General features: G+C 38.2%; 9 protein-coding genes and 2 pseudogenes. 4 read left to right on the plus strand and 7 right to left on the minus strand.

Translation table 11 applies throughout. From position 1 onward, the window contains the following. Positions 1 to 20: 20 nt before the first annotated feature. Positions 21 to 581, minus strand: coding sequence for an LOG family protein (locus ACXVWB_RS01345; protein ID WP_289901775.1), 561 nt, complete (start codon positions 579 to 581; stop codon positions 21 to 23). Between the two features lies 1 nt (position 582). After that, complete coding sequence (gene topA, locus ACXVWB_RS01350) at positions 583 to 3,189, minus strand: type I DNA topoisomerase (protein WP_289901776.1); 2,607 nt, start codon at positions 3,187 to 3,189, stop codon at positions 583 to 585. A 97-nt stretch (positions 3,190 to 3,286) separates the two neighbouring features. On the opposite strand from topA, the gene ACXVWB_RS01355 reads away from it, so the two are divergent. Then, positions 3,287 to 4,186, plus strand: coding sequence for a LysR family transcriptional regulator (locus tag ACXVWB_RS01355; protein WP_289901777.1), 900 nt, complete (start codon positions 3,287 to 3,289; stop codon positions 4,184 to 4,186). Between the two features lie 29 nt (positions 4,187 to 4,215). Here the strand turns inward: ACXVWB_RS01355 and rnm are convergent, their stop codons facing one another. From rnm to pepN, 3 genes are all read right to left on the minus strand, one after another. Then, positions 4,216 to 5,043 (minus strand): RNase RNM, encoded by an 828-nt coding sequence (rnm, locus tag ACXVWB_RS01360; protein WP_049355719.1) that lies wholly within the window; start codon positions 5,041 to 5,043, stop codon positions 4,216 to 4,218. Continuing rightward, on the minus strand, positions 5,044 to 6,063 hold the full coding sequence (gene pyrD / locus ACXVWB_RS01365) for a quinone-dependent dihydroorotate dehydrogenase (RefSeq protein ID WP_289901778.1): 1,020 nt from the start codon (positions 6,061 to 6,063) through the stop codon (positions 5,044 to 5,046). Positions 6,064 to 6,131: 68 nt separating this feature from the next. After that, positions 6,132 to 8,741 carry an aminopeptidase N gene (pepN, locus tag ACXVWB_RS01370; protein ID WP_289901779.1) on the minus strand — a complete coding sequence of 870 codons (2,610 nt, stop codon included), beginning with the start codon at positions 8,739 to 8,741 and terminating at the stop codon, positions 6,132 to 6,134. Positions 8,742 to 8,903: 162 nt separating this feature from the next. On the opposite strand from pepN, the gene purE reads away from it, so the two are divergent. The 3 genes from purE (at position 8,904) to ACXVWB_RS01385 (ending at position 11,886) form a co-directional block, all read left to right on the plus strand. Then, entirely contained in the window at positions 8,904 to 9,398 is a 495-nt protein-coding gene (purE, locus tag ACXVWB_RS01375) for a 5-(carboxyamino)imidazole ribonucleotide mutase (RefSeq protein WP_289901780.1), read from the plus strand. 70 nt (positions 9,399 to 9,468) lie between these two features. Next, the gene (gene purK / locus ACXVWB_RS01380; protein WP_289901781.1) at positions 9,469 to 10,557 is read left to right on the plus strand and encodes a 5-(carboxyamino)imidazole ribonucleotide synthase; all 1,089 of its coding nucleotides are present in this window, start codon (positions 9,469 to 9,471) and stop codon (positions 10,555 to 10,557) included. A 138-nt stretch (positions 10,558 to 10,695) separates the two neighbouring features. After that, positions 10,696 to 11,886 carry an amino acid aminotransferase gene (locus ACXVWB_RS01385; protein ID WP_289901782.1) on the plus strand — a complete coding sequence of 397 codons (1,191 nt, stop codon included), beginning with the start codon at positions 10,696 to 10,698 and terminating at the stop codon, positions 11,884 to 11,886. A 41-nt stretch (positions 11,887 to 11,927) separates the two neighbouring features. On the opposite strand, the pseudogene ACXVWB_RS01390 reads toward ACXVWB_RS01385, so the two are convergent. Together ACXVWB_RS01390 and ACXVWB_RS01395 are read right to left on the minus strand one after the other, a co-directional pair. Beyond that, positions 11,928 to 12,575 (minus strand): annotated as a pseudogene (locus ACXVWB_RS01390) (restriction endonuclease); the annotation flags it as partial. A gap of 3 nt (positions 12,576 to 12,578) precedes the next feature. Beyond that, positions 12,579 to 13,271, minus strand: a pseudogene (locus ACXVWB_RS01395) (recombinase family protein); the annotation flags it as partial.

Raw genomic sequence — 13,271 nt, forward strand, 5'->3', positions numbered from 1 at the left:
TCAAATTTAACCGCACTTTTTTAATATGTTCTTAACGCTGGAGGTTGGTAATGTTCAATAAAGGTTTCGATTTCTTGAAGATTATTCGAGAATAAAATCTTCTCAAAATCACCTTGAGTAAAGAAGCCTTCTTTCACCATATGGCTAAAAAAGGACTTTAGTGAATCAAAATACCCCTTTTCATTAAACAGAATACAAGGATTATTATTTTTTCCAATTCGCGCCCAAGAAATCACTTCAGCAATCTCTTCTAAAGTGCCAGGTCCACCAGGCAAAGCAATATAAGCATCGCCAAGCTCAATCATTTTATTTTTTCGCTCAGACATGCTTTCAACAATTACGGTCTTAGTTAAATTAGGATGTGAAACTTCTCTGTCTTGTAAAAATTGAGGGATAATGCCAATTACTTTACCTTGATGAGCAAGTACAGTATCTGCAACTACGCCCATTAATCCCAATTTTCCGCCACCATAAACTAAAGTATGTTGAACATCAGCAATCCATTTTCCTAATTTTTTTGCGACAGACTGATAGGCTGAATCATTACCTAAACTTGCTCCGCAATAAACCGTGATATTCATCCTACTTTTTCCGTTCTACCCACTTTCCATCAATATAATCCACAATCCATTTTGTGGCTTTGCCATTCTTTTCAGATGTCACATATTGATGTTTTTCTTTACGGCTAAAGCGGATAATGGCTTCATTACCCTCAGGGTCTTTTTGTGGCGCATCGGCTAAATAACGTAATTTTTCTGGTAAACGATCACGATAAAGCGCTAATTCCGCCACTTTTGCTGGTCGAGTTTCACGTGATTTCGGGAAGTTATGTGCTGACATAAACACGCCACTTGCACCATCACGTAATACAAAATACGCATCAGATTTTTCACATTTCAATTCAGGGAAATGAACCGGTTCTTCTTTTGGCGGTGCAACTTCGCCATTTTTCAAAATCTTACGGGTATTATCACAGCTGGTACAGCCCATATATTTACCAAAACGACCGAGTTTTAAGTGCATATCTGAACCACACTTATCACATTCTACAATCGGACCATCATAGCCTTTAATTTTGAATTGGCCTTGTTCAACCAAATAACCATCACAATTCGGATTGTTACCACAAATATGCAATTTACGATGTGGGTCGATGATATAGCTATCCATCGCCGTACCACATTTTGGGCAACGTTTACGATCCATTAAGGCTTTGGTTTCAGAGGCCTCATCCAATACATTGAGTAATTCTGCTTCTGGAATGAGATTAATCGTTGTTTTACAACGCTCTTTTGGTGGTAATGCATAACCAGAACAACCAAGGAAGACACCAGTACTTGCTGTGCGAATCGCCATTTTGCGGCCACAAGTTGGGCAATCAATATCGGTGAGCACAAGGCTATTCGGCTTCATTCCACCTTCTAGCTCATCTAATTCAGCCGTAGAAAGTTGGGTAGAAAAATCTTTGAAGAATTGATTTAACTCAGCTTTCCAATTTTTTTCACCGGATGCAATTTGGTCTAGTACATTTTCCATGTTTGCAGTGAAATCGTAACTCATCAAATCAGTAAAAGATTGATTTAAGCGATCAGTAACGATTTCGCCCATTTTCTCTGCATAGAAACGGCGATTTTCAATGCGCACATAACCACGTTCTTGAATAGTCGAAATAATTGCCGCATAAGTCGAAGGACGACCAATACCACGTTTCTCCAATTCTTTCACCAATGCTGCTTCAGTAAAACGAGCGGGTGGTTTGGTAAAGTGTTGGCTTGGCGAAACCGTTTTTAGTGCTAATGTTTCGTTTAAACTCACAGTCGGTAAAATTTGGTCTTCTGGATTTTTACCTAATTGTGGCAAGACTTTTGTCCAACCATCAAAGCGTAAAATACGGCCTTTGGCTTTCAATTCATAATCGCCAGCCATTACAGTGACGGTTGTACTGTCATATTGTGCAGCCGGCATTTGACAAGCCACAAATTGACGCCAGATTAAATCATACAAGCGTACTGCATCTTTATCTATGCCACTTAAATGATCTGCGAGCATTTTCACATCAGAAGGACGAATGGCTTCGTGTGCTTCTTGTGCGTTTTCTTTACTCGAATAGAAATTCGGTTTAGCGGGCAAATAATCTTTGCCAAAATGGCTTTCGATATAAGCACGTGCCATATTTAATGCATCTTGGCTCAAGTTGGTAGAGTCAGTACGCATATAAGTGATATAACCAGCTTCATATAAACGTTGTGCCAACATCATGGTTTTCTTTACTCCAAAACCTAAACGCGTGCTTGCAGTTTGTTGTAAGGTTGAAGTAATAAATGGTGCTCTTGGTTTAGAACCTGTTGGTTTTGTTTCTAAATCTGTGACAACGTAGTGTGATTTATTTAAAAAATCGACCGCACTTTGAGCTTCTTTTTCATTTTTCGGCTCAAATTTCTTGCCTTTATATTGCACCACATCCAAACGCAAGCCTTCTTTCTTAGTCGTTTGGGTTAGCGCTTCAATTTCCCAAAACTCTTCCGGTTGGAATGCTTTGATTTCACGCTCACGTTCTACCACCAATTTTACGGCAACAGATTGTACTCGTCCTGCAGATAACCCACGTGCCACTTTCTTCCATAATAATGGTGACACCATAAAGCCTACTACGCGGTCTAAGAAACGACGGGTTTGCTGAGCATTAACCTGGTCCATATTAATGTGAGCAGGATGCTGGAACGCTTTTTCAATCGCTTTTTTAGTAATCTCATTAAATACAACGCGACTAAAACGACTATCATCGCCACCGATCACTTCACGTAAATGCCATGCGATAGCCTCTCCTTCTCTATCCAAGTCGGTTGCGAGATAAATATGATCGGATTTTTTAGCAAGGGATTTTAATTCGGCGACCACTTTTTCTTTGCCAGGTAGAATTTGGTAATTAGCTTTCCAATCGTGATAAGGATCAATCCCCATACGTTTAACTAAAGCGGAACGCTCTTTCTCTGCTTTAATTTTTGCTTTTTCTTCTGTACTTAATCCTTTTGTCGAAACTGGCTTAGCCTTTTCGCCAGTACTACTTCCTGATGTCGGCAAATCACAAATATGCCCTACGCTGGATTTCACCACATACTGGCTACCTAAATATTTATTGATGGTTTTCGCTTTGGCTGGCGACTCCACAATCACTAAAGATTTGCTCATTTGCTTACCTAAAATATAACTAGAATTCTCTAAAATAGCCGATATACTGCAAACTTACGCCGATAAAATCAAGCTTTTTTTCAAAAAGGATTTATAAATGGATAAACTCAATGCAATTTCGGTTTTCTGCAAAGTGATCGAAACGCAAAGTTTTACACAAGCCGCAAACCAACAGAATATTTCTGTGGCAATGGCGAGTAAATTAGTTTCACAATTAGAAGAACATTTAAAAACACGATTATTACAACGTACAACACGAAAAATTATGCCAACTGAAGCCGGTATGCTTTATTACCAACGTTGCCAAGCCATTCTATTAGATTTAAGTGAGGCAGACTCTAGCATCAGTAATATGGCAACGAGCTTACAAGGTAATTTATTAATCTCTATGCCACGTGATTTTGGCTTACTTTATATTTCACCTAACTTGCCTAAATTTATTGAGCTTCATCCCAATTTACACGTAGAAATTGAATTTGAAGACAAGCGTGTTGATCTCGTTGCGGAAGGCTATGACTTAGCATTACGTATCGGTTATATGCAAGACAGCTCACTTGTTGCGCGTAAAATTAGTAGCTCCCTTATGCATTTTGTTGCTTCTCCAAGTTATTTAGAAGCGCGAGGCACACCGCTTACACCTGACGATTTAGAATATCACCAAGGTTTACTTTATAAATCATCGTTAAATCAAGTGCATTGGCAATCAACAAAAGCCAATCAAATTCAACGTTATAAAATTCAATCTAAAGTGGTTTCTAATAATGGTATGGCGTTGTTAGAAATGACAAAAGCGGGTTTAGGCATCAGTAATGCACCGAATTTCTTTGTAAAAGATGCGCTTGCTTCAGGTGAATTAGTTGAAATTTTGTCTGAATATAAACAAAAACCTTTAGATATTTATGTGCTTTACCCAAATCGTCGTCATTTACCGGCTAAAGTTCGCGCATTTATTGAATTTCTCGCAAGCCTCGGTTTGTGTGAGAACAGTCAAATATAAAAAAACAGGGGCGGATTAACCGCCCTTTATTATTCAAATAATGTCCAAATCGGTTTTACCTCTTCAGGTAAAAACAAATTCTTTCCTAATTCAATCCATCCGCAAGGAAAATGAAAGTCTGACCCTAAAGAGGCGGCTAAGTCATATTCATTGGCTAAACGCGCAAGATATTGACGTTGCTCTTTGGTCTGTCCACTATCTGCCACTTCCATGCCATCACCGCCCCATTGTTTGAAATCAACAATTAATCGACCAATCCATTTTCCTGTCATGTTATAACGCATAGGATGAGCAATGACGGCAACGCCACCTGCCGCATGAATCGTCTCAATCGCCGTTGGAATATCGACCCATTCAGCTTTGACAAAACACGATTTTCCACCGCCTAGATAACGCTTAAAGGCTTGCCCATCATTTGAAACTTTGCCGATTTGCACTAAATAACGCGCATAATGCGCACGAGTTACTTCCCCATTGGCTAACGCTTTTGCGCCCTCATAGGCATTGGGGACGCCTGCTTTTTCTAATTTATGGCCAATTTCGACCGCTCTTTTTTCTCTCAGTGATTTTTGTTCGGCTAAAAGTGCGGTCATTTTAGGATGCGTTTTATCAAAATTTAATCCGACAATATGGATACCACGACCTTCCCAATTCGTTGAAATTTCCACGCCATTAATTAGCTCAATACCTAATTTATCTGCTTCAATTTTAGCTTCATCAATGCCCATCACGGTGTCGTGATCACATAAAGCAAGCACATTGATACCTAGCTCATGAGCTCGTTGCACAAGCTCTGTAGGCGTTAAAACACCATCTGAAGCCGTACTATGGCAATGTAAATCATATTTTTTTGTCATTTATTTAATCGCTTTCACTAATTCTTTAACTAAGCTTGGACCGTGATAAATCAAACCCGAATAAACTTGTAACAATTCAGCACCTGCTTCAATCTTCTCTTGTGCATTTTGTACACCATCAATGCCACCACTCCCAATAATCGGAATTTGACCTTTCAGCTCTTGATGCAATCTTCGAATAATTTCTGTACTTTTCTGCTGTAACGGTTTTCCACTTAAGCCACCTTGTTGTTCCGCATTTTTCAAACCTGTGACGTTGTCGCGTGAAATCGTTGTATTAGTGGCAATTACCCCATCCATTTGATGACGAAGTAACGTATCAGCAATTTGAACGAGTTCAGTCTCGGATAAATCAGGTGCAATTTTTACAGCAATCGGTACATATTTATTATATTGCTCAGCTAAAGTTTTTTGACGTTGTTTAATACTTTGTAATAAATCATCAAAATAATCACCATACTGCAATTGACGCAAATCTGGAGTGTTCGGTGATGAAATATTTACCGTAATATAATCCGCATAGTTATAGGCTTTATTTAAGCAAAATAAGTAATCATCTTTCCCCTTTTCAAGTGGCGTGACTTTATTTTTGCCAATATTAATCCCAATTACACCATCAAATTTTGCCTTTTTAACATTCTCGACCACGTAATCAATGCCATAATTATTGAATCCATTACGGTTAATAATCCCCTCAGCTTCCACTAAACGGAATTGACGGGGTTTCGCATTTCCCTCTTGTGCCAAAGGCGTAACCGTACCCACTTCAATAAAACCAAATCCCATCGCACCAAATCCATCAATCGCTTCGGCATTTTTATCTGCGCCCGCGGCTAACCCAATAGGATTTTTAAACATAATGCCCATTACTTGCTTAGGCAAACCTTGTGGACAAGCCAAAAGCTGCTTTAATAAAAATTGGCAAGGTGATTTACCCGCTAAATGCAATGATTTAATCACTAAATCATGGGCGGTTTCAGGATCAAGGGAAAAGATAGCTTTACGGATCAAAGAATACATACTCGTTTATCTCTCAGGATAGTTCACTGTAAATGGAAAATGCGGTTAAAATTAACCGCACTATTGGATTATTGCAAGGCTTTCTCTATTTTCTCAAATAGATCTTTTGAGAGATCTTCAACAGCGCTTAATCGCTCCAAGGCGCGTTTCATTAAGGTTTGACGCTGTTCATCGAAACGAGAGAAACGAATCAGTGGCTCAATTAAACGTGCTGCAACTTGTGGATTACTATCATTTAAACGAATTAAAACATCTGTCAAAAAACGATAACCAGATCCACTAATATGGTGGAAGGCTTTTAAATTATAATTTATAAAGTTTCCAACTAATGAGCGTAAACGGTTTGGATTGTTAAAATTAAAGCTTGGGTGATCCATTAATACTTGTACAATTTCCAATACGTTTTCATCAGGGCGAGTTGCTTGTAACGCAAACCATTTATCCATTACCAAGCCATCATGTTGCCATTTTTGTTCAAAATCCGCCAACAAGGCATCACGACAAGGTAACGCTGCTTTGGTTGCCATATTTAATGCCGCTAAAGTATCCGTCATATTATTAGCATTATTGTAATGTTTTTGTACCACATTATTACCTAGGTTACTGTAGGCCAAATAACTTAAACAAACATTGCGCATTGCTCGTAAAGCAATATCTTTCTGAGTCACTTGATAAACATCAAGACGAATATGCGTGTAAATCCTCAATAAATCATTTTTTAAGTATTCGGCTATTTGCACCAACATAAATTCTCTTGCTGCAGTAATACCATCAGGATCAATTGTTTTGAAACTTTCTGCAAACTCAATTTCTTTTGGAAAAGTCAAAATCAATGTAGCTAATTCAATATCTTGTTCATAATTTTCCAACACATGAGCGAGTGCAATCAAAATGTCAGGTGAGATCTCTAATCGCTCTCCTTGCTGATAATTCGCCACATTACGGCGTAATTCTTGAGTCAATAGCGTTTGTGCCGCATCCCATCGAACAAACTGATTATTAGAAAATTTAAGTAGGCTAAGTAATTGTGTAGTCGTATAATCATAATCCAGTTTAACTGGTGCAGAAAAATCACACAATAATGCAGGAATAGGTCGACAATAGAGATTATGAAATTCAAATGTTTGATCTTTTTCCGTAACATTGAGTACATCATTTGATAATTTTCCATTGTACTGTAATGTTTGCTTGTTACCGTTAGCATCATAAAGCGCAATTTTCAATGGAATATGTAAGTTTACTTTTTCCATTTGATCCGCTGTTGGCGGCGTAGATTGTGAAACGGTTAAACGATAAGTATGAGTTTGTTCATCATAGGCATCACTAATCAATAATTCTGGCGTACCAGATTGGCTATACCAACGACGGAATTGAGCTAAATCAACGTCATTCGCACGTTCCATTGCAGACACAAAATCTTCGCAGGTTGCCGCTTTACCATCGTTTTCAGCAATATAAAGTTGCATGCCTTTTTGGAAACCTTGTTCACCTAATAAAGTGTGCAACATACGAATCACTTCTGCCCCTTTTTCATATACAGTCACGGTATAGAAGTTATTCATTTCAATGACTTTTTCAGGGCGAATTGGGTGTGACATTGGGCTTGCATCTTCGGCAAACTGTACCGTACGTAAGAATTTCACGTTATTAATACGATTGACTGCTCGAGAACCTGTGTCAGATGAAAATTCTTGATCACGGAAAACCGTTAAACCTTCTTTCAAACTTAACTGGAACCAATCACGGCAAGTTACACGGTTTCCCGTCCAGTTATGAAAATATTCGTGTGCAATTACGCTTTCAATGGCGAGATAATCATCATCGGTTGCAGTTTGTGGATTTGCCAACACAAATTTAGCGTTAAAAATATTCAACCCTTTATTTTCCATGGCACCCATATTGAAGAAGTCCACAGCAACAATCATGTAAATATCTAAGTCGTATTCTAAATTAAAACGGTCTTCATCCCATTTCATCGCTTTTTTCAGGCTTTCCATTGCCCACGAAGCGCGATCAAGATTGCCACGGTCAACATAAAGCTCTAAGGCTACTTTACGACCACTTTTTGTCGTAAAGGTATCTTGTAATAAATCAAAATCACCTGCCACTAAAGCGAATAAATAGCTCGGTTTCGGGAATGGGTCATTCCATTCAACCCAATGACGACCATCCTCTAATTCACCATTTGCAATGCGGTTACCATTAGAAAGTAAGTAAGGATATTTAGTTTTATCTGCGGTAATTTTGGTTGTATAGCGAGCTAATACATCTGGACGGTCAAGCATATAGGTAATTTGACGAAAACCTTCTGCTTCACATTGTGTACAAATACCCTCACCTGATTGATAAAGCCCTTGTAAAGAGGTGTTTTGTGCAGGCTCTAGATTCGTCACAATTTCAAGTTCAAAATTAATCGCACTTTGATTGGTTAAATCTAACGTTAAACTTTCGTGGTCTTGATGATAATGTTTAAAATCTTCGCCATTGAATTTAATGGAGGCAAATTGGAAACCATGACCATCTAATCGTAGATGGGTTGCTTCATCATTTAAACGTTGGAAGGTTGTTTTTGCAGTGACAACGGTATGCTTAGGATCTAATTGAAAATCAAGGAAAATATCCGTAACCGTAAAATCAGGTTGTTTGTAATCTTTTCTATATTTCGCTTTAGCTAACATAATCTGCTCTATTTCTAAGAAAAAAACTCGTATTAGGATAAGATTTTATGACCAAACTTGCAATGGAATTTTCAGCTTTCACCGCATAGCAAACGTTTGCTTAAAAGTGAACAAATATGCTATTCTACGTATCGTTTTTTTATCAGATAATTTTTTAAAAATATGTCAAATACCGCACAAATTGCTATTGTGATGGGCTCAAAAAGCGACTGGGCAACCATGCAAGAAGCCACTCAAATTTTAGATGAACTCAATGTGACATATCATATTGAAGTCGTTTCCGCACATCGAACCCCCGATAAGCTGTTTGAATTTGCCGAAAATGCACAAAAAAATGGTTACAAAGTGATTATTGCAGGTGCGGGTGGCGCTGCTCATTTACCCGGTATGATTGCGGCTAAAACGCTTGTACCTGTATTGGGTGTCCCTGTTAAAAGTTCTATGTTAAGCGGTGTTGATAGTCTCTATTCTATCGTGCAAATGCCGAAAGGCATTCCTGTCGGTACGTTAGCGATTGGCCCTGCTGGTGCTTCTAATGCAGGATTACTCGCTGCACAAATTCTTGCAGGTTGGGATGATGCGTTATTCGCTCGCCTACAAGTATTCCGCGAAAATCAAACCAATATGGTATTGGATAATCCTGATCCACGTACATAAAACACCTTTTAATTTGACCGCACTTTTTAAAGTGCGGTTGTTTTTTTAGCTAGATTTGATGAGAAATTTTATGCAAAACTCTACCCTATATCCTACCGTTTATGTGCTTGGGAATGGCCAACTCGGCAGAATGTTACGTTACGCTGGCGCGCCATTAGACATTAATGTTCAACCACTTGAGTTCAATGCCCCCGTATTTGATTTACCTAAAAATGCCATCATCACCGCAGAGATTGAACGTTGGGAAAAAACACCGTTAACTGAATTATTAGGCCATCATAAGAATTTCGTTAATCAGAATGTTTTTGGCTTATTGGCTGATCGTTTTACCCAAAAATCTTTACTGGATGAACTCAATCTCTCTACCTCACCATGGTGTTTATTAGAAGATAAAACGCAATGGACTGAAGTATTTACAAACGTAGGCGAAAAAGTCGTGGTAAAACGTCGTACCGGTGGTTATGACGGTCGAGGTCAATGGATTATCACTGAAAATAATCAACGTGATATTACGGACGATTTATTCGGTGAAGTTATTGCAGAAAAATTTATTCCTTTTGATTACGAAGTGTCTATCGTAGGCGCAAGATTTAAAAATGGTGAAAAACGTTTCTATCCTGTAACACATAACCTACAGCAAAATGGCATTTTACGTTACAGTGTGACAGATATTTCATTCCCTCAACAACAAAACCAACAAATTCAGGCTGAATCTATGCTTGGAAAAATCATGGATAAACTTGAATATGTGGGTGTAATGGCGATGGAATGCTTTGTAGTGGGGGATAAATTATTAATTAATGAACTTGCCCCTCGTGTGCATAATAGCGGACATTGGACACAATTAGGCTGTGCTATTAGTCAATTTGAATTGCATCTACGTGCTTTATTAGATTTACCTACACCGTCATTACAACCTATTGCACCAAGTGTCATGGTTAATTTAATTGGTACAGAACATAGTCCACAATGGTTGAACACGCCCTTTTCCCAATTACATTGGTATGGTAAGGAAGTTCGTCCGGGTAGAAAATTAGGTCATATCAATATTACGCATCCTGATAAAACAATCATTATTCAACAGCTTGAAAAACTTCGTCACGAACTTCCTGAAGACTATCAATCCGGTTTAAATTGGGCGATTGAGAAATTAAAATAATCCAAAAAACAACCGCACTTTTTGATGAATATCTAAAAACATCAAAGTGCGGTTGATTTTTATCAGGTTCTTCTTGATAAAATCTATCGGCTGAAGTATAAAATTACTTATCTCACAACACATACATAAGGAAAAGCTATGTTTGAACATATCAAAGCGGCTCCGGCCGATCCTATCTTAGGCTTAGGCGAAGCATTCAAATCTGAAACCCGTGAAAATAAAATCAATTTAGGTATTGGCGTTTATAAAGATGCACAAGGTACAACACCGATTATGCGTGCAGTGAAAGAAGCAGAAAAACGCTTATTTGATAACGAAAAAACGAAAAACTATCTGACTATCGATGGTATTGCCGATTATAACGAACGCACAAAAGAGCTCCTTTTTGGTAAAGATTCTGATGTAATTAAAGCAAACCGTGCAAGAACTGCGCAAAGTTTAGGTGGCACAGGTGCATTACGCATTGCGGCAGAATTCATTAAACGCCAAACCAAAGCTCAAAATGTATGGATTAGTACACCAACATGGCCTAACCACAATGCAATTTTCAATGCGGTAGGCATGACGATTCGTGAATATCGTTATTATGATGCTGAACGCAAAGCCCTTGACTGGGAACATTTACTTGAAGATTTAAGCCAAGCAAGCGAAGGCGATGTTGTGCTTTTACACGGTTGCTGCCACAATCCAACTGGTATTGATCCAACCCCAGAACAATGGCAAGAATTAGCCGCACTTTCAGCAAAAAATGGCTGGTTACCACTCTTTGACTTTGCTTATCAAGGTTTAGCCAATGGCTTAGACCAAGATGCTTACGGTTTACGTGCTTTTGCGGCAAATCATAAAGAATTATTAGTGGCGAGTTCATTCTCTAAAAACTTTGGTTTATACAATGAGCGCGTAGGTGCCTTTACGCTTGTCGCTGAAAATGCAGAAATTGCTTCAACTGCATTAACACAGGTGAAATCAATTATTCGCACTCTCTACTCTAACCCAGCATCTCATGGTGGGGCGACCGTAGCCACGGTGTTAAATGATCCACAACTTCGCCAAGAGTGGGAAAATGAATTGACTGAAATGCGTGAACGCATCAAAAAAATGCGTCATTTATTCGTTCAGTTATTAAAAGAATATGGTGCAGAACAAGATTTCAGCTTTATCATAGAACAAAACGGTATGTTCTCTTTCAGTGGCTTATCGCCTGAACAAGTCGATCGCTTAAAAGAAGAATTTGCGATTTACGCTGTTCGTTCTGGTCGTATCAATGTGGCCGGTATCACTGAAGACAATATTCGTTATTTGTGTGAAAGCATTGTTAAAGTGCTTTAATTAACGCGATCAGACAGCCAATATTGGCTGTCTGATATTTTTTACACATTTTCAGTTAATTCATCTATACTTTGTACAACCCGATATTCCAAATCATCGTAATCTCTATGGAGATGTTCAAAATTCTTTCTGGCATAAGCAATTTTCATTTGTTCTGAAGGATCCAACTTACTTTCATCCACACCACGCTGAATACCTTTACCGGTATTTTTGGTTTCCGCCACAAAGTAAACTTTATTCTGCCCTTTAAATACCACCGCCCAGTCGGGATTATAATTCCCCAATGGCGTTGGAATTTTAAAATTTTTCGGTAACTTAAAATAAAACTCGACATCTTCACAGCTTTCACAATGGCGGGCAAACGTATTTTCCGTGTTGGAATCTAGGGCAATATAACTCTCATAAATGGTTTTTGATTGATTACTCACAGAAAAACTGTATTGATTAAGATAAAACTCAAAATCCTTAAATAACGTCATTTCATAGGTGCGATCCGCAATGCGGTGATATTCCACACCATCCGCCATAATTTGACTTAACGCTTCATTAATTTTTTCTGCAACCAAATCAATAAAACGTTGTGGATTATGATAAATCTCAGCCAATCGTTTTGATTTTTGCAAAATACGGCAAATGGTTTGACGGGTTAGCCCGGTTTTCTTCTGTAATTCACCCAACACATCGGGAACACCTTGCACTAAAGTTCCTGTATAAGCTCTGTTAGTAAGCATTTTGGAAATAGTACCTTTATTCCACTGCGGCTCACCATCCTGTCTATAAATTCTACCTGTTTTGTAATAGACCATTCCCGTAGCATAACCCATAGTATTAAAGTGCTTTGCAACCTTATATTGGCTTTTTCCTTCAAGTGTTAGTCGGAACATTTCTTCAACAATGAATCGAACATTCTCATCAACTTCTAACTTCTGTCCCTCTTTTAATTTCACTACCTTATATCCATAGGGCGGAACAGAACCAATAAAATATCCATTTCTTGCCCTATTATGTTTACTTGTCTTTATCTTTACAGAAATGTCTTTAGCATACATATCATTGACGATATTCTTAAGAGTTACTTCAAATGACTTCTTAGAGCCTAAATCCTTAACGGTATCAACCTTATCATTAACAGAAATAAACCTTACTCCCAAGAACGGAAATACCTTATCTATAAGTCTTCCCATCTCGAGATATTCTCTTCCAAGTCTTGATAAGTCCCTTATGATAATACAATTAATTCTTCTTTCACGAATATCTTGCATCATCTTCTGAAACTGTGGTCTTTCAAAATTTGTCCCACTATATTCATAATCTGTGTAAATATTTACGACTTTAATATTTTCTTTTAAAGCATACTCTTTACAACAAAGCACCTGTGTTTCGAT

It is taken from the genome of Haemophilus sp. SZY H53 (genome assembly GCF_054332375.1).